This is a genomic window from Glutamicibacter sp. JL.03c (assembly GCF_025854375.1).
Classification (GTDB): Bacteria; Actinomycetota; Actinomycetes; order Actinomycetales; family Micrococcaceae; genus Glutamicibacter.
Genome location: NZ_CP107575.1, coordinates 1,520,256 through 1,542,972, shown reverse-complemented (window position 1 = coordinate 1,542,972; position 22,717 = coordinate 1,520,256). Strand labels below are relative to the sequence as shown.

19 protein-coding genes and 1 pseudogene are annotated in these 22,717 nt (G+C 57.7%); 9 read left to right on the top strand and 11 right to left on the bottom strand.

Translation table 11 applies throughout. From position 1 onward, the window contains the following. Positions 1-86 precede the first annotated feature (86 nt). Together OF385_RS07025 and ftsY are read right to left on the bottom strand one after the other, a co-directional pair. Entirely contained in the window at positions 87-2,219 is a 2,133-nt protein-coding gene (locus OF385_RS07025; protein ID WP_264277621.1) for an acyltransferase family protein, read from the bottom strand. A gap of 372 nt (positions 2,220-2,591) precedes the next feature. Next, complete coding sequence (gene ftsY / locus OF385_RS07020) at positions 2,592-3,773, bottom strand: signal recognition particle-docking protein FtsY (RefSeq protein ID WP_264277620.1); 1,182 nt, start codon at positions 3,771-3,773, stop codon at positions 2,592-2,594. A gap of 172 nt (positions 3,774-3,945) precedes the next feature. Here ftsY and OF385_RS07015 point away from each other — a divergent pair, with 172 nt between their 5' ends. Then, the gene (locus OF385_RS07015) at positions 3,946-5,214 is read left to right on the top strand and encodes an MFS transporter (RefSeq protein ID WP_264277619.1); all 1,269 of its coding nucleotides are present in this window, start codon (positions 3,946-3,948) and stop codon (positions 5,212-5,214) included. A 105-nt stretch (positions 5,215-5,319) separates the two neighbouring features. Here the strand turns inward: OF385_RS07015 and OF385_RS07010 are convergent, their stop codons facing one another. Next, a complete protein-coding gene (locus OF385_RS07010; RefSeq protein WP_264277618.1) occupies positions 5,320-6,735 on the bottom strand; it encodes a glycosyltransferase family 2 protein in 1,416 nt (471 codons plus the stop codon). A 400-nt stretch (positions 6,736-7,135) separates the two neighbouring features. Here OF385_RS07010 and OF385_RS07005 point away from each other — a divergent pair, with 400 nt between their 5' ends. From OF385_RS07005 to OF385_RS07000, 3 genes are all read left to right on the top strand, one after another. Then, positions 7,136-7,402: a hypothetical protein gene (locus OF385_RS07005; protein WP_264277617.1), complete on the top strand. Its 267-nt coding sequence runs from the start codon at positions 7,136-7,138 to the stop codon at positions 7,400-7,402. Between the two features lie 108 nt (positions 7,403-7,510). Then, positions 7,511-7,786 (top strand): tetratricopeptide repeat protein, encoded by a 276-nt coding sequence (locus OF385_RS16725; RefSeq protein ID WP_413468126.1) that lies wholly within the window; start codon positions 7,511-7,513, stop codon positions 7,784-7,786. A 6-nt stretch (positions 7,787-7,792) separates the two neighbouring features. Further along, positions 7,793-8,134, top strand: a complete 342-nt coding sequence (locus OF385_RS07000) for a tetratricopeptide repeat protein (protein WP_264277616.1) — start codon at positions 7,793-7,795, stop codon at positions 8,132-8,134. A gap of 35 nt (positions 8,135-8,169) precedes the next feature. Here the strand turns inward: OF385_RS07000 and smc are convergent, their stop codons facing one another. Beyond that, positions 8,170-11,742, bottom strand: a complete 3,573-nt coding sequence (smc, locus tag OF385_RS06995; RefSeq protein ID WP_264277615.1) for a chromosome segregation protein SMC — start codon at positions 11,740-11,742, stop codon at positions 8,170-8,172. A 149-nt stretch (positions 11,743-11,891) separates the two neighbouring features. Here smc and OF385_RS06990 point away from each other — a divergent pair, with 149 nt between their 5' ends. Together OF385_RS06990 and OF385_RS06985 are read left to right on the top strand one after the other, a co-directional pair. Continuing rightward, positions 11,892-12,707, top strand: coding sequence for a serine hydrolase domain-containing protein (locus OF385_RS06990; RefSeq protein WP_264277614.1), 816 nt, complete (start codon positions 11,892-11,894; stop codon positions 12,705-12,707). Between the two features lie 144 nt (positions 12,708-12,851). Then, positions 12,852-13,697: a sulfurtransferase gene (locus tag OF385_RS06985; protein ID WP_264277613.1), complete on the top strand. Its 846-nt coding sequence runs from the start codon at positions 12,852-12,854 to the stop codon at positions 13,695-13,697. Positions 13,698-14,338: 641 nt separating this feature from the next. Here OF385_RS06985 and OF385_RS06975 read toward each other — a convergent pair. Together OF385_RS06975 and OF385_RS16720 are read right to left on the bottom strand one after the other, a co-directional pair. Beyond that, positions 14,339-15,004, bottom strand: coding sequence for a LysR family transcriptional regulator substrate-binding protein (locus tag OF385_RS06975; RefSeq protein WP_264277612.1), 666 nt, complete (start codon positions 15,002-15,004; stop codon positions 14,339-14,341). Between the two features lie 120 nt (positions 15,005-15,124). Continuing rightward, positions 15,125-15,214, bottom strand: a pseudogene (locus OF385_RS16720) (LysR family transcriptional regulator); the annotation flags it as partial. Positions 15,215-15,361: 147 nt separating this feature from the next. On the opposite strand from OF385_RS16720, the gene OF385_RS06970 reads away from it, so the two are divergent. The 3 genes from OF385_RS06970 to OF385_RS06960 all read left to right on the top strand — a co-directional run bounded on the left by OF385_RS06970 (position 15,362) and on the right by OF385_RS06960 (position 19,386). Beyond that, positions 15,362-16,297: an NAD(P)-dependent oxidoreductase gene (locus OF385_RS06970; RefSeq protein ID WP_264277611.1), complete on the top strand. Its 936-nt coding sequence runs from the start codon at positions 15,362-15,364 to the stop codon at positions 16,295-16,297. 35 nt (positions 16,298-16,332) lie between these two features. Continuing rightward, entirely contained in the window at positions 16,333-17,808 is a 1,476-nt protein-coding gene (locus tag OF385_RS06965; protein WP_264277610.1) for an aldehyde dehydrogenase family protein, read from the top strand. A 162-nt stretch (positions 17,809-17,970) separates the two neighbouring features. Next, positions 17,971-19,386, top strand: coding sequence for a sugar porter family MFS transporter (locus tag OF385_RS06960; protein ID WP_264277609.1), 1,416 nt, complete (start codon positions 17,971-17,973; stop codon positions 19,384-19,386). Positions 19,387-19,690: 304 nt separating this feature from the next. Here the strand turns inward: OF385_RS06960 and OF385_RS06955 are convergent, their stop codons facing one another. The 5 genes from OF385_RS06955 to OF385_RS06935 all read right to left on the bottom strand — a co-directional run bounded on the left by OF385_RS06955 (position 19,691) and on the right by OF385_RS06935 (position 22,602). Beyond that, a complete protein-coding gene (locus OF385_RS06955) occupies positions 19,691-20,086 on the bottom strand; it encodes a DNA-formamidopyrimidine glycosylase family protein (protein ID WP_264277608.1) in 396 nt (131 codons plus the stop codon). Between the two features lie 108 nt (positions 20,087-20,194). Beyond that, a complete protein-coding gene (mutM, locus tag OF385_RS06950; RefSeq protein ID WP_264277607.1) occupies positions 20,195-21,118 on the bottom strand; it encodes a bifunctional DNA-formamidopyrimidine glycosylase/DNA-(apurinic or apyrimidinic site) lyase in 924 nt (307 codons plus the stop codon). Between the two features lie 11 nt (positions 21,119-21,129). Further along, positions 21,130-21,807, bottom strand: coding sequence for a ribonuclease III (gene rnc / locus OF385_RS06945; RefSeq protein WP_413468124.1), 678 nt, complete (start codon positions 21,805-21,807; stop codon positions 21,130-21,132). A gap of 24 nt (positions 21,808-21,831) precedes the next feature. Beyond that, the gene (gene rpmF / locus OF385_RS06940; RefSeq protein ID WP_013348816.1) at positions 21,832-22,035 is read right to left on the bottom strand and encodes a 50S ribosomal protein L32; all 204 of its coding nucleotides are present in this window, start codon (positions 22,033-22,035) and stop codon (positions 21,832-21,834) included. 30 nt (positions 22,036-22,065) lie between these two features. After that, positions 22,066-22,602 carry a YceD family protein gene (locus OF385_RS06935; protein WP_413468146.1) on the bottom strand — a complete coding sequence of 179 codons (537 nt, stop codon included), beginning with the start codon at positions 22,600-22,602 and terminating at the stop codon, positions 22,066-22,068. Positions 22,603-22,717 lie beyond the last annotated feature (115 nt).

Sequence of the window (22,717 nt, the reverse complement as noted above, 5' to 3'; positions counted from 1 at the left end):
GCCTTGGCGATTTGACGCGGCGCCAAGTACGGGCAGGGACGAGGGCTTAGGGGACCCAGTGCTGCATCGTGGGGTGATCCCCCGGCTCAGGCTGAGGGGAACAGCTGCTCTGACTTCAGCGCCTTCTCCATGCGCGAGCCAAGAGTCGTGGAAAGGGACTGGGCGTAGGTTGCGCTCAGGTGCGAGTGGTCCCAATAGGCCACGATTCCACCCACCACCGTATAGCAGCGGTCGTCTTCGCACAGCTGGTCGTTCATGTCGATTTGCACGATGTTCGGGTCGTCCAAGGCTTTGACTGCGTCGGCCTGGGGATCTTGTGGAATCCACTTGTCGGCATCCCCGCTGCATTCACTGAGCTCGTCAGAGTTTTCCGCAACGCAGTCGGGCACATTTTCAAGGGTCGCCCCGGGCCATGAGGTATCCCGGATAACGGCAACCTGCGCCCCGGTGTCGGCCCATTCTTTCAGGATGGTCTCGTAGGCTTGGGTTGCGGGTTCTTCCGTGGATTCCATGCTGTGCCCGCTGACGGGCACCGACTGCCGGTTGGAACTGATGACCAGATCATAATCCTGCTTCTGGATCTGCTTCGTAGCCCAGTCGCCCAGTTCGCCGCAGCCCTCGTCCTTCGCCTCGGAGTCGAACTCCTGTTCCTCTCCCATGACAGCACAGCGGTTGGCCAGGTAGGTGTCGATCTGCCAGCCATTTTCCTGAGCCAGCTTGTCGAGCGCCGGGAACCACTGGCCCGCATGCGAGTTGCCGACCAGGGCCACCTTGATTTTGCCCTTGCCATAACTGCAAACCGGGCGGTCTTGGAAATCGGTGGTTTGGCTCGCGAAGCAATCATCCTTGTAGAGCACGGGCTTATCGGTTTTCGCAGCCACAGGCTCGGGCGCAACTTGTTGATATGGGGTCTCCGCGGCGTCTTGTTTGGTGCAGCCGTCGCCCAATGCGGAGGCGCCGAAGCAGCTCTCGCCCACTTCCTTTTCGACTTGGGCCAGGGCCTTGTTGATGTCCTGTGCGTCATTAGTGATGCGGGCGCTGTTCAAGTAGAAAGCACCGGCGAACAGGGCCAGCACGAGACTGCCGGCGGCAAGGAACCGGGGAGCCGATAGGAGGGCGGAAGTATCGATGAACCGGCGGAAGCGGACCTCAACGAGCTTCTGCGTCAGGACAGCCAGGACCAGTGTCAGCACCAGGGCGATCATCTTCTGCGGCCACTTGAAATCATCAACCATGAATGGCATCAGCACCAGCAACGGCCAGTGCCACAAGTAAATGGCATAGGAATTATCGCCAAAGAACTGGAACAGCTTGGTGTTCAGGAACAGGGTCGGCGAATACTTGTGGGTCGAGTAGGCGAGCAGGATCAGCGCAGTGCCGAATACCGGGATGATGGCAATATAGCCAGGGAACGGCATCTCTCCGGTGAAGGCCACTGCGCTGAATCCGATAGCAAGCACGCCTCCCCATGAGCCGATCAGGCTCATCAAGTCGCTCTTCGCCGCATGGGCCTTGTGGCCCAGGGCGGCGACGAGAGCGCCGGCTGAGAATTCCCAGACACGAGTGAAGGTGGAGAAGTAGGCACCGCCGGGTTCCGTGGCTGTCTGGTACAACGAGTAGCAGATGGACAGCACGAAGACGATCCCGATGCCCGCCAGTACGACGTTTTGCGACTTCTTCTTGTATTTGATCGCGGCGAAGATCAGCAGGCCAATGAGGATCGGCCAGACGAAGTAGAACTGTTCTTCCGCCGAGAGCGACCAGAAATGCTGGAATGGGCTGGGCGCGTCACCCTCGGCCAGATAGTCGACCTTGGTCAGGGCCAGGAACCAGTTTTGGAAATAAAAGGTTGCTGCAAATGCTTGCAGCCCCCAGTCTTCCCAAACCGTCTGCGGAGCGAAGATCCAGATACCCAGCACGCTGCAGAGAATGACGAGGAACGAGGCGGGAATCAGCCTTTTGACGCGCCGCATCCAGAATCGTGCCACGTCTGCCGCATTCTTCGGTGGCTTGGCAATCAGATGCGAGGTAATCAGGAAGCCAGAAATGACGAAGAATACATCAACGCCCACAAACCCGCCTGGCAGGTAGTGGCCCCAAAAGTGGTACAACACGACGATGCCCACTGCAATGGCGCGCAGTCCCTGGATATCCGCGCGGAATCCCCGAGGTTTCGGGTCCTGCGCAACGGGCATGGGCAAGTCTTGGTTGGACGACACGTCTGGATGGATCCTTTACCGTCTGGGCTGTCTAACGGAGCTGGTCTCCAAGGACTTGAAACACCGTTGCTCGCAGACAATACTTACCGGAAATCCTGACCGGTTTCTGAATGCGCGCTCCATGCGCTATCGGACTCGCTCTGTTCGACTGCCCGAATGAACGGCTCAACCTAGATGTTGACTAGGGAACTTACGAACCGGACTAAGCCTTGGGATTCAATGGTATTTGACCTGCATCACATCCCCTGTGTGGGCGTGTCGTGCAACATCTCCCCGAAAAACGGACGTCGCGCGGGTAGCGCGTCACCCTATTGATGCAACGCTGGCCCTGCCTAAAGGCAGGGCCAGCGTTGCATCCGGTTGATTCTCCACTTAGCCTTCGAGCAAAGCGTCCACGAAATCCTCTGGGCTGAACGGCGCCAGATCATCCGGGCCCTCGCCCAAGCCAACCAGCTTCACTGGCACGCCCAGCTGTCGTTGGATCGCGACAACGATGCCGCCCTTGGCTGTGCCATCGAGCTTGGTCAGCACAATGCCGCTCACGTTGACGACCTCGGAGAAGACCTTGGCCTGCTGCAGGCCGTTCTGTCCGGTGGTTGCGTCCAAAACGAGCAGCACCTCGTCAATGGTGGCCTTTTTCTCGACCACGCGCTTGATCTTGCCCAGCTCGTCCATCAGGCCGACCTTGTTCTGCAGCCGACCAGCGGTATCGATCATCACGATATCGACTTCCTGGTCGATGCCAGCCGAAACAGCTTCAAAGGCCACCGAGGCCGGGTCGGCACCATCGATATCAGAGCGGACGGTTGGCACACCAACACGGTCGCCCCAGGTAGCCAGCTGCTCGGCAGCCGCGGCGCGGAAGGTATCCGCCGCACCGAGCAATACATCCTTGTCCTCGGCGACGAGCACACGGGCCATTTTGCCGATGGTGGTGGTCTTGCCAACGCCGTTGACGCCCACGACCATGATGATGCTCGGACGATCCGGGTGCGGTTCAGGCAGGTAGCTGCGGTCCAGGCTTGGATCCACGAGCTTGAGCAGTTCCTCGCGGAGCATGGCCTTGACCCGGGCAGGATCCTTGCTGCCTTCGATCTTCACACGTTCGCGCAGGGCATCAACGAGTTCCATGGCTGGTTCGGTGCCGAGGTCTGCCATCAGCAGATTCTCTTCGATTTCTTCCCAGACATCCTCGTCAATGGTGTCCTGGCTGAGCAGTGCCAGCAGGCCCTTGGAGAACATGTTGTTGGACTTGGTCAGGCGGGCACGCAGTCGTGCCAAGCGGCCCTGAACAGGTTCAGGAACGTCGAGCTGCGGAGCTGCCGGGGAGACAGGTTCCTCGACTGCAACAGCAGTATCGGTGGCACCTGCGGCGTCAGCAACCGCCTCGGTCGTGCCTTCTGCTGTTTGACCGGCTGGCAGGTCGTCAGCATCGCGCTCTGAGGTATATGGAGTCTTGGGCTTGCGGCCCTTGGTGACAAAGGCAATGACGCCAATGCCCACCACGGCAACAACCGCGACAATGATGATGGTTAATATAAGCGAATCAGACACGTGTTAAATCGTCTCATACCTTCTGTGAGATACCACGCTGTGGTAAATCGCGAAGAGCACTAATAATCCCCTGATAAGAAAGTTCAAGAGGACATAGACTTAGTCAGGTTCTATCGACCTCACCTGTTCCGAAGAAAGGCTGGAAGGCCTGTGTCATCCCAGGCCATCGGCAATGAAGAAGTTTTTCTCCTCTAAAGCTGCTGCACGCGCACCCATCCCCCGAGAAATCGGCGTTCTTCTGGTGGCGGCGTTCATTATCGCTTTGGGCTTCGGTCTCATCGCCCCGATCCTGCCGCAATATGCGGTGAGCTTTGATGTCGGCGCGGCTGCGGCCAGCGTGATCGTGAGCATCTTTGCCTTCACCCGTCTGATCTTCGCACCGGTGGCCGGTGCGCTTGTGGGCAAGCTCGGCGAACCTCGGATCTATGTCACCGGTGTCCTGCTCGTCGCGCTCTCCACCCTGCTTTGCGGCTTCGTCCAGGACTACACCCAATTGCTCATCGCCCGCGGACTCGGCGGCTTCGGATCCACGATGTTCACCATTTCGGCGATGGCGCTGATTGCACGGCTGTCCCCCGAAAAATCCCGCGGCCGAATTTCAGGCCTTTATGCAGGAGCATTCTTGCTGGGCAACGTCGCTGGTCCAGTCCTCGGCAGTGCCCTGGCACCTCTGGGCATGAGGGTGCCCTTCTTCATCTACGGCACGGCGTTGGTGATCGCCGCGGCCGTGGTCTACTTTGCTTTGGGCCGCCGCCGCGACCTCGACCGTGATGCCGAAGACCCGAGAAAGACCAGAAGCGTCATCGAGGTGGTCACCACTGGCGAGGCCCTGAGCTCGCCCGCGTATCGTGCGGCGCTGTTCTCCGGCTTCAGCTATGGCTGGCTGGCTTTCGGCATCAGAAACAGCATGATCCCGCTGTTTGCGCTGGCGGTGTTTGGAGAGGGCCTTGGCACCACGATCGCAGGACTGTCAATGGCCCTCTTTGCGATCGGCAATGGCTGTGCCTTGCTTTTCTCCGGCAAGCTAACTGACAGGGTCGGACGCAAGATCCCGGTAATGCTGGGGCTGACCCTCTTGCTGCTGTCCATTGGCTCCATGGGAATCTTCACCTCGACGGCCGGTTTCGTCATTTGCTCAATTTTCGCCGGATTCGGCGGAGGCATTCTCGGCCCTGCCCAGCAGGCATCCGTATCCGATGTCATTGGCACCGGACGCAATGGTGGCAAGGCACTGGCTGGATTCCAGATGTGCCAGGATTTCGGCGCGATTATCGGGCCGCTGCTGGCAGGGTTCCTGGCCGATGCGTTGAACTACGAAATCGCCTTCGGCATTTCCGCCTTGATCGCTCTGGTCGGCCTGATCGGATGGGCTTTCGTCCCGCGCACCATCCGCCCAGTGGCGCTCGCTGAAGGAGCCGAAGCACCAAAAAGCACGAGCTAGCTTTGGCTATCGATGGGCACTGGCCCCAAACAATGAGGAAGAAGTTAGACAGCGAGGGAGCGAAGACCAGCCATTGGTAATCGCTCCCTCGCTGTCTGCAGTCGGCTAGCCGAGCTTCGCCTTTCGAAGATCGATGCTCAACGCACCGTTGACGGTTCTGTATAAACGGGCTCCTGCGTGGGTTGCCTCCTTCACACTGGTTCCGATTCGCATGCGTCGAGTCTCAGCGTGGTCGTATTTCACATGAATATCACCGATGCCCACAATTTGAGCGCCTAGGGTTGCAAAGTCGATCCTTGCCATATAGCGACCGGTGCCCTGCTCTACCACCGGGAATTCCAGGCGACGGTCGGTTTCGCGCTCGTCGATGTAGAGACCTCGCGGGATGGGCCCGATGACGGCCGAAGTGAACTGCAGTTCGAAATGATCACTCTTGCCTGAGGCCTTGGTAACTTCAGGGCGGACGGCAGCCTCTTCATCCTTGGAGGCCAAGCTCTTAAGTTCGTCGTAGTCCCCGGCAATGATCGCCATGGCTTTGGCTGTATCGTGATCGCTGAGCACTTCGTTCGTGTTCCCTGCGAGGAATTCTTGAACGTAGGGGCCAAACGCAGAGATCCATAGCTTCGCGCGGGACTCGCGATACTTCAAGAAGCGTTGTCCTACGAAAAATTTTAATCCCTTGCGTTTAAACAAGCCGGCGATCAGCATGCGTCCAAGGTGCGGATCTTCGGTGGTGTTGTTTCGAATCGTTTTACTGATATGCGTCATGGATTCGACGTAACCCATGGGCTCAAAAGGCTGAGTGCTGATGTTATTTCCGTCGCCACGTTCGCGAATGTAGTAGTACTCGTAGTCGGCTAGCACGCTCACACGTTTGGCATGAAGGTAGCATCCCGCCAGAACCATTCCGTCTTCAAGACGGACTTTTTCTTCTGCAAAACGCAAATCGCGTTCGAGGATCATCTGCCGGCGAATAAGTTTCTGGGGCATCAGCGTCGCGAAGATCTGCTCAAGAGGAACGTCGATCTGGGTTGAGGAAAACAGCGAGGTTCGGATTACGCGACCGCCGACGGGAACCAGTTTTGGGGCTAGTACGTCAACGTCGTGCGCCATGGCGAACTCACGCATTCTGCGCAGCGCTTCGGTCCCCAAGGTGTCGTCCGAGTCCGCGTAGAAAACGTACTCGCCCTTTGCCAGCGCGGTACCTACATTGCGGGGCTTTCCGGGCCATCCGCTATTTTCCTGATGCACCACAGTGAAGTTTTCATTGCGCTTGGCATACACATCCAAGATCTCCCCACCGAAATCAGTGGATCCGTCATTGATTGCAATCACCTCATAAAGGCTCTTGTCCAAGTCCTGCAGTTCCAAAGAATTGAGCAGCTCGGTCAGATAAGGCATCGAGTTATAAACAGGAATGATGACGCTGACGAAGACTTCTTCGGCACGCTGCAATGGTTCGACTAGTTCCAGTGCATTCTCGGATGCGGCGCTTTGCACCTCAACAGGCGAGACTTCCACGGATGCTGGTTCAACAGTTTGGGCTTTCGCCTCGGTCAGCGATTCCTTGGTGCAAGCAGTTTTGGTACGTCGTCTAAACAGAGCCATCTATTTCCCAAATCTCAGAACAAGTAAGGTTCAATTTTTTTGTCTACGCTAAGTATATATAGAGTTCACCATGAGAACCGAGTATTGCCATGCACACCATTTGCCGGTCTGATTAGTACCAATAAGTAATTTTGGCCACAGTCATGCAATGTTGCTCTTCCAGCGCTTTCATCACCTGATTTCGACGAATGACTAATAGCCAGGGCCCCTGGATCAATCGAGGCGCGGCCTGACAAGTACCCGACGTGCCGAGCAGTCCGGTCGCCCGCGATCGGCTACCCCAATTTCCCGTAACTCGGTGACGAACGCATGCATGGCAACCTTCCAGCAACGCCACACGCTTTCACGCGACACGTATCAACTTCGAAGCCTTGCGACTCTGTCGCCGCGCATTGCTCTCACGCATGATCCCGGGCGTTACTACATGCTTCGCAGCGCCATAATGAATGAACGATTTGTGACCCAGAGGTTAGGTTTGCAGGTGCAAGAGAAAGAGATTATCCAGAAAGAACTAAGTGTCGGGCTGACCTGGCGCTCGGCTATCATAATGGCGGTTGCCCATATCAATAGTCACTTTTGAGGACAAAACAAACACATCAGCGCCACTGAGCCAGGCACTTCTGAAAAAAGACCCCGTCGAGGCATTTTGTGCAACTAGGTTTATATGAATTCTGGTTAAGCGCAGTAGATGTCAGCCACGAGACGAGCACTCAAACTTGCTCCGTCCAAGGCCGAGTTCCACCTCCGCTTGGGAGACCTGTTGCGCCTGGCCAACCGCCTGCCTGAGGCGGAATCGTCGATTTCCAAAGCAATTCAATTAAAGCCAGAATCGCCGAACACCCACGTCCGATTGAGCTACGTATACGCTGAACTTGAGCGTTGGAATGACGCCGTAGCGGTAATGAAGCAGGCCATTTCCCTCTCGCCCGGTAGGCCGGAGTACCAGCTTCGATTGGGAGAATGACAGCTCATGGCCGGAGAACTACTCGACGCAGAAAAGTCCGTGGCGAAAGCAATTGAAATGGCACCAGGTAATTCGCATTATTTGGTGCGCTTGAGCTATGTTTTTGCCGCTGGAAAAGACTATGCGCGTTCGGCGAGCGCAATGCAGAAGGCAATAGCGATCAGTCCCGTTCGCTCGGCTTATCATCTTCGACACGGCGAATGCCTTATCAAGTCCGGAGAACTTGAAGCCGCGGAGAAGTCCATGCAGGAGGCCGTTCGGCTGGCGCCAGATGGACAGCGCGCGAAGGATCGCCTGCGCGCAGTAGAAGCGGCCGTTGGCAGGCAGCGAAGCAAGGCTTCAGCGTAATCACACGGACGAGACGATGACCGGCGAGCTGGCGACTATTGAGATCCAGCTCGTTCCATCTTCTGGCTGATCACTGTCGTCACGCCGTCGCCGCGCATGGTGACGCCGTAGAGCGCGTCCGCGACTTCCATGGTTTTCTTCTGGTGCGTGATCACGATCAGCTGCGAGGACTCGCGCAGCTCTTCAAAAATGGTGATGAGGCGGCCCAGGTTCATATCGTCCAGGGCGGCTTCAACCTCATCCATGACATAGAAGGGCGAAGGCCGGGCCTTGAAGATCGCGACCAGCAGCGCCACCGCGGTCAACGAACGTTCGCCGCCTGAGAGCAGGGACAGGCGCTTGATCTTCTTGCCTGCGGGGCGCGCCTCCACCTCGATGCCGGTGGTGAGCATATGCTCGGGATCGGTCAGCACCAGCTGGCCTTCACCACCCGGGAACAGGCGATCGAAGATCCGCTTGAACTGAACAGCCGTGTCGTTGTACGCCTCGGTGAAGACCCGTTCCACGTGCGCGTCCACATCGGCAATGATCTGCTCCAGGTCGCCGCGGGATTTCTTCAAGTCCTCCAGCTGGCCGGAGAGGAACTTGTGCCGTTCTTCCAGAGCCGCGAATTCCTCCAAGGCCAGCGGGTTGACCTTGCCCAGTGCGGACAGGTCCCTTTCAGCCTTCTTGAGGCGCTTTTCCTGCTCAACCCGGTCGAACGGCTTCGTTCCGATGGGATTGCCCTCTTCATCGACATTCTGGCGCAGGCTGCCCCACTTGTCGTCTTCATCGATGGCTTCCGGGATCAGCTGATCTGGGCCGTAGTTGGCAATCAGGTGATCCGGTGTGAACCCCAACTCTTCCAAAGCCTTGGTTTCCAGGTTCTCGATGCGCAGGCGCAGCTCGGCACGCGCTATTTCATCTCGGTGTGCTGCGTCCGACAATCTGGCCAATTCGGCAGACAGCTGCTCTGCCTCAGTGCGCTGGTTGCTGAGCATCTGGTCGAGTTCTGCCTTCTTCGAGCCGAGCTCTTCGCGCTCCTGCCCCGCCATCGACACCGAGACTTCGATGAACCGCAGTACGCGTTCGGCTGCTTGCTCTACCCGGTTGGCGTTGGCTGCCTGTGCTTTGCGCTGTTCTGCGCGGCGGGCAGCGACTTCACGGTGATTGCGTTCAGCAGCTGCGGTACGGCGAAGCCCTTCGATGCGGGAGCGCAAGCCGGATACGCGCTCTTCGCTGCTGCGCAACGCCAGGCGGGCTTCAAGCTCTTGCTGGCGGGCCGCCGCGGCTGCATCGGCCAACGCGGCACGGGCTGCATCGTCAATGGTCTCTTCTTCTTGATCCGTCGAGGCCATCTCCATGCGCTCGGTGATCTCTTCCAGGGATTCCTGCTCGATCTCCAGCTTCTCATTCGACGCTTCAAGACGCTCGATGAGTTTGAGCTTGTCGGCTTGGGCACTGCGCAGCTTTTGGCCCAGGCGTGCTAGATAGGAGCTGAGCTCGTCGATGGCTGCATCGGATTCGGCCAACGCCGAGAGCGCATCGTCCCGCTGCTGCCGGGCGATTGAGAGTTGCGGGGAACGTTCGGCGATGCGTTCTTCAACCAGCGAGAGCTCCGTCTGGCATTCGTTGAGTTCCGTTTCGGTTTGTTCAACCATGGCCTGCTGGGCGATGAGCGAGGCGCCGGCCGCATCACCGACAGAGCTGCGCAAGGCTGAGAAGGTTGTCCCTTCCAAGGTGGTCACCTTGGCCGCCGGATACTCCGCTACGACTGCATGGGCCTGGCCGAGCTCTTCAACCACGTAGTATCCGGCAAATAGCTGGTCCAGCAGCGCCGAGATCCTGGCCTCGGAGCCGACTACGTCGCGAGCGCTTATGGCGCTGTGAAGGCTGGGTGTTGATAGTTGAACTGCATTGCCGCTGGCGTGCAGGAAGACGGCGCTGGCTTCATCAGCCTGGAGCTGTTCAAGCAGGCTTGATGCCGAGGAGGCGTCAAGGGCGACGAGCGCTTCCGCGTTATCCCGCAGAATCGCTGCCACTGCTTGTTCATAGCCTGGGTTGACCGTCATCAACTCTCCGAGGCGTCCGAGCAGCGCGGTCGAGGCGGACTGCAGCAACTTCGAAGACTGGTCATCGGGCTTGGTGTTCAGCTTCAATGCTTCCAGCCGGGAGCGCAGCCCGGAGACCCGCACCGATAGTTCGCGTTCGCGTTGGGCATCAGCCTGATGGGTCTGCGCCAGATCAGCGAAATCGTGATCCGCTACCTCGAAAGCTTCATTTAGATCGGTTTCCCCGGCAAGTTGGGTCTCCAAATCGGCGGAGACCTCGTTATGTGAACGCTGATCAAGTTCAAGATCAGAATCAAAGGATTGAACGCTCTCCTGCAAACGAACAATCTCGGCCCGGGTGACATCAACGCGGCTCCGTGCCGATGCGACCTGCGAAGCCAAACGGGAGATTCCTTCGCGCCGGTCTGCGGCTGCACGGAGCATCGCCGCCATGCGCTGCTGCTCGGCCCGCGACTCCTCTTCGGCGTGCTCTTTGGCTTCTACCGCTTCGGCGAGGATTTCATGGCGGTCCTCGACGGCTTCTTCAAGCTCTTCCAGCTCTTCGCTCAGGCGTTCGGCCTGGGATTCGAGGCGTTCGGGATCCCTGCTGGAATCAAAATGGGTTTCGTTGCTCTCTAGCAGTTTGCTGCGTTCCCGGGCCAACGCCGCCAGTGAACGGAACCGTTCTGCCTGGGTGCTCAACGCTACCCAGGTATCTTGCATTTGCCCCAGGCGCGGGGTGACGCTTTCGATCTGTGCACTGATCTCTGCGATGTGCCTCTTGACTCGCTCAAGCCGGTCGGCGGCTTCCTGATGTTGCGCCTGGACCTTTGATTCATCATCGATGTCTTGAGCCAGACGATTATTCATCGTCACCAGGTCATCGGCCAGCAGGCGCGACTTGGCGTCGCGGACGTCGTGCTGCACGGTCTGAGCGCGGCGGGCAATTTTTGCCTGCCGGCCCAGTGGTGCCAGCTGTCGTCGCACCTCGGCGTTGAGGTCTTCGAGGCGATCCAGGTTGCCCTGCATCGCCTGAAGTTTGCGCAGGGTCTTTTCTTTCCTGCGTCGGTGCTTGAGGACGCCGGCTGCTTCTTCGATGAAGCCGCGGCGATCTTCAGCGGTGGCGTGAAGGATTCGATCCAGCTGGCCTTGGCCGACAATGACATGCATTTCCCGCCCGAGGCCCGAATCCGAGAGCAGCTCTTGAATATCCAGCAAGCGGCAGGAGCTGCCATTGATGGCATATTCCGAGCCACCGGCACGGAACAGGGTGCGCGAAATGGTAACTTCCGCATAGTCGATGGGGAGTTGGCCATCCGCGTTATCGATGGTCAGCGAAACGTGGGCGCGGCCCAGGGGCGGTCGTCCGGAAGTGCCGGCGAAGATCACGTCTTCCATTTTGCCGCCGCGAAGGGTTTTCGCGCCTTGTTCCCCCATGACCCAGGCCAAGGCATCCACGACGTTGGACTTTCCCGACCCGTTGGGTCCGACTACCGCCGTGACGCCGGGTTCAAACTCAAAGGTAGTTGCCGACGCGAAAGACTTGAATCCGCGAACGGTAAGAGTCTTTAGATGCACGGCGTGAAGTTCCTAAGTTTGGGTCAGATCGCTATGGTTGGTTTGGGCAGTAGCACTCAATCCTTCACGCAATTCTAGCGAAGCGTGCTTTGGTTTTTCTGATTCTGCTCGCAAATACCAACAAGAAATATCGAGGGATAGATCATTCCATGAGCATTCTGAGCCAGATTGACCAGTGGCCTTCCGAGAACGCAGTTTCCGTCGTTGTAGACGGCCACGGTGACGTGGTTGATCAGCATGGTGATGTGCACCGGGTTTATTCACTTGCCTCAGTGACCAAACTGCTCAGCGCCTACGCTTTCCTGGTAGCTCTGGAAGAGGAAGCAATTTCCCTGGAGGACGCGGCCGGCCCTGCAGGATCAACAGTTCACCATTTGCTGGCCCATACTGCGGGTTATGACTTCGATTCTGAGACCATTCGCTTTGCCGTAGGCACCAAGCGAGGCTACTCCAATACGGGCTTCGAGAAGCTAGCCGAACACTTGGAGCAAAAGACCGGAATCAGCATGGCAGAGTACGCTCACGAGGCGGTTTTCGCGCCGCTGGGAATGACCCGGACTGGGATTGCCGGAAGCTGCGCCAAGGATGGCCGCTCCACCGCCAATGACCTGGCGAAGTTCGCAGCTGAGCTGCTTAACCCAACCATCATTGCCGAAGAGACACTCGATGATGCCACTCGAGTACATTTTGAGAATCTCGCCGGAATCCTTCCAGGCTACGGGCGACAGAGTCCCAACGACTGGGGTTTGGGTTTTGAAATTCGTTCCGCCAAGAATCCGCACTGGACTGGCGCTAGCCACCCGATAAGCACCTTCGGACATTTTGGCCAGTCGGGCACCTTCCTATGGGTAGATCCTGAACACCGCCTGGCGTGCGTGACCCTGACCGACAAGAATTTTGGCCAGTGGGCCGTTGACGCCTGGGCACCATTCAACGAGCAGGTTCTGGCAACTCAACTCGCCTGATTGTAGTCCATGCCCAGGACTGCGAATCTTGGCGTTCGCGCCAGCCGCACCACATGCTGGACACAACTTGGCAGACAGCAGTCTGCTAGCCAAATATTGGAATAACCAGTTTTTCCGCAGTTGTTTTTTCATTTGTGAGGGCGCATGGAACCGTTTGTCACTTGGCAATGGTGCGAAAGCCAAGCCGAGGACTTTGTTCTTGTTGATAGCCGCTGGTATTGGGACCGCTCGGGGTTCGATGCCTATTGTCAGGGACATGTCCCCGGTGCTGTTTTTGTCGATCTCGATACGGCGCTCACCGGGGACATCACTGAGGACTCTGGCCGTGGCCCATTCCCTACGCCCAAGGATTTTGCTGCAGCCATGTCACGTGCCGGTATTGACGGTACTGTTCCAGTAATCGCATATGACGATGCTGGCGGAGTCATCGCCGCGCGGCTGGTTTGGATGCTACGTCTTCTCGACGTGCCTGCTTCGGTTGTTTCAGGTGGCATCCAGGCATTCGCCGGTGAGCTTGATTCAACAATGCCTCCACGTCGCGAAACTGCCTTCCTTCCGCGCCCGTGGCCAGCTGGATCCCTATTAACGACCCAGGAAGTGGCTGCCGATGTGTCGTCCCTCCTAGTTGATGCCAGGCCGGCGAATAGATACCGTGGCGAAGAGCCCGAATTCGATACGAACTTGGGCAAGGTGCCGGAAGCCGATCCGCGCCGCGGACACATCCCGGGGGCAATCAATCTCCCCTGCCGGCAGCATCTTCAAGCCGATTCAACGATGGCTCCGCCCGAAGTGGTTCGCGAGACTTTTGCCGCCGCGGGTGTCCTGCAGGCCGCAGATGTAGTCAGCTACTGCGGCGCGGGCATTACCGCTTGCCACAATCTCTTGTCCATGGAATACGCAGGGCTGGGACGTGGCAAGCTCTATCCCGGGAGCTGGAGCGCCTGGAGCCGCACCGTGACGCTACCGATCGAGACCGGTTCAACTGAGTGATGGTTGCTCTTGGACCCCTTTACGGAACCGCACACATTTGCACCTCGTCCAGCCCTGCCCCAAAAAGCGGATGGCGCAGCCATGTTCAGAGGCGATTCGGCGAATCAGAGTTACTTTGCCATCCCGCGCACATCGAAGGCACTCTTTGCCCTCGCGTCTGTAGGCGTTGAGCGAGCGGGCAAAGTAGCCGTACTTCCCACGATAGGTACATTGAAGAATTGGGTGTCTCTGAGGGAAACGTTTTTGCTGGTCAGAGACCACTTGACGGTGAAATAACGTTCGAAGGTCGTGTGCTACCCACACACCAGAGTACGGCCTCAGGACATCAATATGCCAGCGGCCTGATCGAAGGAATAATCGGGCGTCCGCGACCGCGCGCATAGGTCGCCTTCGTCAACAAAGATGGGCTCTACAGCGCCTGCGACGCAGCCGAGGTCCTCGCGGATTCTCTATACAGGCCCTTGCGCGCACAGTCATCTGGAGAAAAGAGTCCAGCTTCAACGCAAGGTCACCGGCACGATCACGTGAATCGATTTTGGACTCGCTCGGCCGAAGTTCGACAACACATCGAATCCGTCCGGCCGACGCGCACATTTTGTTGGAGGCAACGTCCCCAGGCTCTCAGCGGTTCACATCCGCGCTCAAGTTGCCGTTGCTTCCATGAGCAAGTCCTTTGCACGCTCGATGACAGTTCTCGTAGCACGGCTCAGATGCGTATTGGTTCGATACACAATTGCAAATTCTTCATACAGCCTAGGAGCCAGTTCCACGGCATAAAGCTTGTTTCCCAGTTTAGGTGCAACTCGGCGAACAACGCCCCGGGCCGCGATCGTATCGGCATACCCTTGGGCGGCAATCTCGATTGCCGTTTCCACATTTTCCACTTCAACCCGTGGCTGAAGCGGGAGGCTGGCCGCCTGAACTGTACGCTTCAGTTGCTGACGGGTAAAGTCTTTATCTCCCCATGTCACCTCGGGCAATACGAGTTTTGCCGCCGAGATGACTGACGGTGTCGCTGGTCGCATTACGCGCTGCGGATCAGCGCTGAGATACACAAGTTCGTCTCGGGCCACCGGCTCAATGTGCAAACGCTCTTCATTATGGATGGGCAGGGCCACTAATCCGGCTTCAAGGTTCCCGGCACGAATGTCTTCTATAACCTCGCTTGAGTTCTGGCCGACGAGAGCAACATTCACCCCGGGATGCTGATCCAGCGTACGGCAGACGAGATCGCCGGAAACATACAAATGTGCCGCGCCGAAGAGCCCGAAGCGCACTGTGCCTGTCTCAGCCTCATTAAGGGACATGACCGCGCGATCTCCAGCGGACACCGCCTCCAGCGCGGTCAAAGCAAATGGAGCGAAAGTTCTTGCCGCTTCAGTCGGCGCGACTCCACGACCCAATCGGCGGAACAGCTGTGTACCAAGGTGTCGCTCCAGCAGTCGAATCTGCTCAGAGAGGGACGGCTGGGACAACCCCAACTCGCGCGATGCCTTTGTGAATGATCCACACTCCATGGTCGTAACGAAGCAACGTAGCTGATGCAAGCTTTGAGACATAGGAATATCCTATGTGATAAATAGAAAAGAAAGTATTCCTCAATCTCTTATGCCTCTCTAAAGTTTTTGGTGAAGCACGTCACAACAACGAAAGAGAGTCATTCAATGAGCTCTATTGGATTCATCGGTCTCGGCAACATGGGCGCACCAATGTGCCACCGGCTGATCAACGCTGGTCACGATGTAACCGTTTTCGACATGAACCAGGCAAAAGTGGACGAAGCCGTAGCCTTAGGCGCGACAGCGGCCGCTTCGGCCGCTGACTGTGCAGGGAATGTCGAGTACCTCCTGACATCGCTTCCACGCCCTGACCATGTTCAGTCAGTCATGCGCGAAGCAGGAGCCTTGGCAGCGCTGCGTCCCGGCAGCGTGTGGGTCGACCTCACCACGAACCGCAAGGAACTCGTCGCCGATCTCGCGGCAGAAGCGGGACCAGGTGTCGGAGTCGTGGACTCTCCGGTGACCGGGGCCGTGGACGGCGCACGGAATGGGCGACTGACCCTCTTCATGGGCGGCGATGACGAGCTGCAGGACCGGGTTGAACCGATTCTTGAAAAACTCGGCATCGTCATCCGATGTGGCGGCCTGGGTTCCGGGAACGTGGTGAAGCTCGTGACCAACCAGCTGTGGTTTGTTGCTTCAGCAGCCATCGGTGAAGGATTCGCTCTGGGCATGAGCCACGGCGTGAAGCTCGAAGTGCTATGGTCTGCCATCCGCCAGTCTGTCGGCGATTCTTTCGTGGCCCAGCATGATGCACCGTCGATCTTCGCCGGACACTACGATCCTTCATTCACGCTGGATTTGTGCAACAAGGATTTGGGGCTGATTCGCGAACTGCAAAAGGACGTCGGCACAGGCCTGCCCATGACCGATGCCGCGCGAGGAACTTTCGAGCGGGCAGCCGAACGCTACGGCAGCTCCGAGCCGGAATTGTTTGTCGCCAAATACCTGGAAGATGAGTCCGGCCTGTCATTCCGGCTCGATGGTGACTGGGTTCCGCCGTGGGAAGTCACCGACCAGTCAAAGGCTGCAACTCGCTAGATTCATCAGAGACTCCTGGCCTTGAAGGAACCTAAATGACAAAAACTCTCTACATCGATGGGCAGTGGCTGGCCGCTCATTCCGAGGAAACAAGAAATATCCATTGCCCAGCAGATGGCAGCTTCGTCGGCACGGTTGCCACAGGAGATGTCCAAGATGCCAATGCCGCGATCGACGCTGCGAAGCGCGCTTTCGATTCCCGCGTCTGGTTCGACGCTTCGGGTGATGAACGCGGCGATTTCCTCGACCGGGTTGCACATGCGCTAGAAGAGCGGCTCGATGATTTCGCCAAAGCCGAGGCGTTGGACACGGGCAAGCGCTTCGTTGAAGCGCAGATCGACATCAAAGATGTCATCGCGTGCTTCAAGTACTTCGCACGCGCCGCACGCGGCGATGCCGGCCGAGTCATTGACGCTGGAAATCCGGCGGTCTTGTCCCGCGTTGTCTACGAGCCGGTGGGCGTCTGCGCACTGATTACACCCTGGAATTTCCCGTTGTTGCAAGCGGCATGGAAAGTTGCGCCGTGTCTCGCGGCCGGGAATTCACTGATTCTCAAACCAGCCGAAATCACCCCGCACACCGCGGTTCTTCTCTTTGAGATCTTCGATGAGCTGGGTCTCCCGGCAGGTGTGGCCAACCTGGTGTTGGGTGCCGGGTCTACTGTCGGGGCTCGCATGTCGGAACATCCCGATGTGGATCTTGTGTCTTTCACTGGTGGGCTGCCGACCGGCCAGCGCATCGCTGCCGCAGCGGCGAAGACCGTGAAGAAGCTGGCGCTGGAACTCGGAGGTAAAAACCCGAACGTCATATTCGCCGACGCTGATTTCGACGCGGCCCTGGATAACGCATTGAACGCTGGATTCATGGATTCGGGCCAGGTCTGCTCGGCTGGTACGCGGCTCATAATCGAGGAAAGCATCGCTGAAAAGTTCGTAAACGAACTGGTTGAACGGGCCCAGCGCATTCGCATGGGAGGGCCCTTCGACCCCAATGCCGAAACGGGTCCGCTGGTCTCAGCGGAACATCGCAACAGCGTGACCGCGTACGTGCAACGTGGCCTCCAGGAGGGTGCCAGGCTCCGCTGCGGCGGCGACTGGGGCGCAGACGAATATGCCACAGGGTTCTATTATTCGCCGACCGTGCTTGACCGCTGCAGGCGAGGCATGAGCGTCGTGACCGAAGAATCTTTCGGTCCCGTCATCACCGTCGAAACATTCAAGTCAGAGCAAGAAGCGCTCGACATCGCCAACGATACCGAATTCGGCCTGGCAGGAGCGGTGTGGACCAGCGACCAGGGCAAAGCACACCGCATGTCCCGGCTACTGCGCCATGGCACGATCTGGATCAATGATTACCACCCCTACCTGCCACAAGCAGAGTGGGGCGGATTCAAGAGATCAGGAATCGGCCGAGAACTTGGCCACTCGGGCCTGGACGAGTACCGCGAAGCGAAACATATCTATCAGAACACTGAACCGGTTGTCACCGGATGGTTCGCACAACCCTCTTAGAGAGCGTCGGCTCGATTGAGCCTTTCACTTGCGGCGGCGATGAAAATCGCCGCCGCGCCCATATCACCCATCGCATGAATCAAGCAGCCGCGGGACACGACACAGCAGATCTTCCCTGTGCAGCTTCATTCGTTTCACGCGAATCTAGAAACGGAAACGCCCATGAAAGATCTTCAGAATGTGCGCAATTCAATTAACGCGCCCATAAGGTCACAAGGCAGTACCTCACAATTCAAGCGCCGCTTCATGAAACGGCTGCTCGCGGTCCTCATCGGAGGAATGTTCCTCGACGGCTACATCCTCGGTATTCTTGGCCCAGCAACGGGTTTGATCCGAGAAGACCTCCTGATCGAAGATGTTTGGATCGGGCTTATCGCAGCTGCGCCTTTATTTGGCATTTTCATCGGTGCGCCTCTGGCAGGCTGGGCCACCGATAAATTCGGCCGCAAACCCATGTTCATCATCGACATGGGACTATTCCTGCTAGCATCGGCAGCACAATTCTTCGTGACTTCCGGAGAGTCCGCTGTCCTTCAGCTGGTAATCATTCGGTTGTTGATGGGTGTCGCCATTGGTGGTGAATACTCGATCGGCTGGCCTCTGCTCTCCGAATTCTCGCCGCCCAAACTGCGAGGCCGGTTGCTCGGCGTGACCATGGTCGCGTGGTACATCGGATTCATGTGCGCATTTATCGTGGGCACGGTGCTCCACGACCTAGGTGCTTCCTGGAAGTTGATCCTGGGTTCAAGCACGCTGCTCGCGCTCATACTCTTCTTGGCACGCATCGGCCTGCCTGAATCACCCAGCTGGCTCATCACCAAAGGACGACAGGCCGAAGCCGAAGCGATCATGCAACGCTACGTCGAATCACCGGACATGGTGCAGAGCATTACCGCAGAAATCGACCTGAGAAGACTCCAAGAAGCGGAAGCCACGCGGACGGATACGGCCCTCCCGCAGGGGTCATTCTCGATGCTGTTCTCACGGCAATACTGGAAGTCCACGCTCTTCACATCAGGTTTCTGGTTCTGCGCCGTAACACCGTATTTTGCCATTGCCACGTTCGCGGACGATGTTCTGAAACAATATGGGCTTGCTGGCGGCTGGACAGGTGGGGTGGGCTTGTCAGCCCTTGCCACAGCCGGTGTGATCACTTCGATCCTGCTTATTGACAAGCTAGGCCGTCGCATCTTGACTGTGCCAGGACAGTGGATTTGCGCCGTCATGCTGCTGGTCATCGGCGTTTGGACGCAAGCTCCTTCCGTTGTCGTGCTTGCGCTTTTCTTGGCCTTCTCCTTCTTCAATGCCAGCTACAGCATGCTCGTGCAGGTCTACCCAGCGGAGTTGTTCCCAAGCCAAATACGAGGTCTTGGCATGGGCTTTGCCGCCGCTATCAGCCGCGTTGGCGCAGCGTTAGGAACCTTCGCGCTGCCTTGGGCGATCAGCCACATAGGCATGGGTCCCAGCATGATTGCAGCTGCCCTGATCGCCTTTGCCGGGGCGATACTCTCGCAGTGGCTTGCACCTGAAACCAAGGGCAAATCACTTGCAGAGACTGCCGCAACCTACTCTCATTGATTGGAACTTCAGGACTAGCAGGCGCACTGCTTAAAATCGTTGGCGATCCACCGGAAGCCTAAAAGCTGGTGAATCCAATGACATGAAATCGCTCGGCTGGACATCCTCCAGCCGAGCGCTTCGATAAACTGCGCATTTTTGAACCGGTGACGCATGCGTACCCTACCTAGCGTTTCCGCTGGCAGACCGGTCAGTAGCGGCTCGATCGGTTCATGAAACTTCTCCCGCACGGTCGGGGTCCCGCGGCGGCCAAGACCTCCCCCGTGCACCTTGGCAGCCCAGAGGGCTTCATCGGAGTAGTGGTTCAAATGCCGGACACCACCGTCTGGTCCAGCAGCGCGCGCTTGATCCCGATGCGCTTGGAATGGATACCTTCGACCACCAAGGCTTGATCGAACAGCGTATCGGACAGATCACGAGCGATGCGGGCGATCGACGACAGCCGTGCGGCACCGCCCTCGTCATACATCAGATGCCCGAACGTGCGACGGTCGTTAAACCGCAGATGATGGCCGCCGTAGGTGAAGGTGAACCGCGCCCGCTCGTTCGAGGCTGTCGGCGCATCGGAGGAAGTGACGAGCATCTGACCGTTCATCCATAGACGGATCAGCAACGCATCTGTCTCGTCCAGGATCAGCCACAGGAACTTGCCGTAGCGCACAGTCTCCGTGATCGTCGCACCGACCATCCGTACTGCCACATGCTAATGACAAGCTTTAAAGTGACGTGTTATCCGGGACGTGGGTCAATCTTCGAGGCGAGCGCAGGATTTCGGGCATAATCGATAAATGCGTGTTTCTGAAAAACTTCATCGCCTGCGCGGGCGTGGCTGGCACACCGGGCAAGTGTAGGAAGAACGCCCCATGAACGCGTCCCTACGGATCACCGAGCTCACCCCGTTTTCGGCGCAGCGCAGGCAGGGATTGCCCTCGCGTCCGTAGGCGTTGAGCGAGCGGGCAAAGTAGCCACTGGCACCGTTGACGTTGACGTACAGCGAGTCGAAGCTGGTGCCGCCCGCATCCAGCGCGCGGGTCATGACATCAATCAGGGCATCGTTAAGGCGTTGCACCTCCGGGCGCCGAATCGTGGCGGTTTTCCGGTATCCCGAAAGCTTTGCCTGCCATAGGGCTTCATCAGCGTAGATATTGCCAACCCCGGAGATGACACTTTGGTCCAGTATGGCCCGCTTGAGGTCGGTGCTTCGCTTGCGCAAAGCTAGATAAAGGTCTTCTGCGGTGCGATGCGGATCGAGAACGTCCCTGGCAATATGCGCCGCGGCCTGCGGTATGGCTGGCTCGTCGGTGCCCTGGCCGGCCGGCAGCCCGTCGGGAGTTGGAACCAGCGGCGATAGGAACATCCCGCCAAAGATCCGTTGGTCAACGAACCTGAGTTCCCCCGGATTATCCAGATGTTCCGCTAGCGAAAGCCTCACCTTGAGGTGCTTCTCGTCAGGTGCGTCTGGTTGCTCCACGAGCAACTGGCCGCTCATGCCCAGATGCGCGACGAGAACCGCAGGAACGTCCAGCCCATCAAGTCCCAGCCAGAGGAATTTCCCGCGGCGTGCGACGGTGGAAATGGTGCAGCCGGTCAGTGATTCTTCGAAGTCGAGCGCACCATCAAGATGGCGTCTGACTGATCGTGGATCCAGCACTTGAACGGATTCAACCGTTCGAGCGCGTACCCACTTGTCCAATCCCCGACGGACTACTTCCACTTCTGGCAGTTCAGGCATCTGCGTGGTGCTTAGCTTTTCGGGATCTGTTCGCCAGGATTGAGCTGCAGCCACGTTTGGTGGGCAGCTTCCTGTTCAGCTTCTTTTTTGGACGGTCCATGGCCTTCGCCATAGCCGTTCTCTCCAATGTGCAGCACGGCAAGGTAGGTGCGTGCATGGTCAGGGCCAGATCCGGTGACCTGATAACGCAGTTCGCCTAATTTGCGAGAGGCAACGACTTCCTGGATAACTGTCTTCCAGTCGGTAGTGGCGCCGAGTAGGCGAGGATCCTCCAGCAGTGGTGTGACGAAGCGAAGCACAAAAGCACGAGCCGCGTCCATTCCCTGGACCAGGTAGGTCGCTCCGAGGATGGATTCCATGGTGTCAGCCAGGATGGACGACTTGTTAGCGCCGTTGGATTGGGCTTCTCCGCGTCCGAGGAGAAGATGTTCTCCAACTTCCAGGTCTCGGGCAATCATGGCCAGGGCACGCGTGCTGACAATGGCGGCACGGCGTTTTGCCAGATCGCCTTCGGGCAGATCGGGGAATTTAGCGTAAAGGTGTTCTGCAACGCAGAAGCCAAGGATCGAGTCCCCAAGGAATTCAAGGCGTTCGTTCGTTGGAATGCCACCGTTCTCGTAGGAATACGAGCGATGGGTGAATGCAAGACGAAGCGTCTCGGAATCGATATCGATTCCGAGACGCTTCATCAGTTCTTCTTTAGAAGACATGTCTTAGACGTCAGCGACCTTGCGACCCTTGTACTCAAGGAACAGTTCAGTACCGGCCGAGTCGGTGACAACCTTAGCCTGGTGAGGCAGGCTGTAAGTTACGCGACCGTTTTCAACGGTCTTCACCAGGTTCGGCGCGGTGGCCTTCCACTGAGAACGGCGGGCACGAGTATTCGCACGGGACATCTTCCGCTTTGGAACAGCCACGACTACTTCTCTTCTCTCTAGTCTAACGTTTTAGTTTTTGTCACTATCTTCAGTGACATTGTCGGACAGCTGCGCTAGCGCCGCCCAACGTGGATCAAGTACCTCATGGTGATGCTCGGGTTCATCGTTGAGGTTGATTCCGCATTCATTGCAGAGCCCCAAGCAATCTTCCTTGCAAACCGGCTGGAACGGCAGGGCGGTAACCACTGCGCTCCGTAGTACCGGATCGATGTCAATCAAGTCACCGACTACCCAATACTGATCCACATCATCATCTTCTTCGAATTCTTCGCTCTCCTCATAGTAGAAGAGCTCCTGAATATCAGCCACGAAGTCGTACTCGATAGGATCCAGGCATCGTCCACATTCCCCAGCAATTTGCGCTGTAGCGGTACCCGATACCAAAATTCCTTCATGCACGGCTTCAAGGCGAAGATCTAAGTCAAGCTCAGATCCTCCACGAATACCGATGAGTGCATTTCCCACATCTGCGGGTGCCTGAACCTGCTCGTTTAGAGTCTCCATTGAGCCCGGCGAACGGCCGAGATCCCTGGTTGAAAAAACCAAAGGCGAGTTGCGATCGAGTGCGCCATGTGGCGATCGATCAGAACGCTTATCGCTAATGATGACTCCTACTAAAACATAGTCCGACATTTCATCTTAGCTTGCCACCACCCAAGTT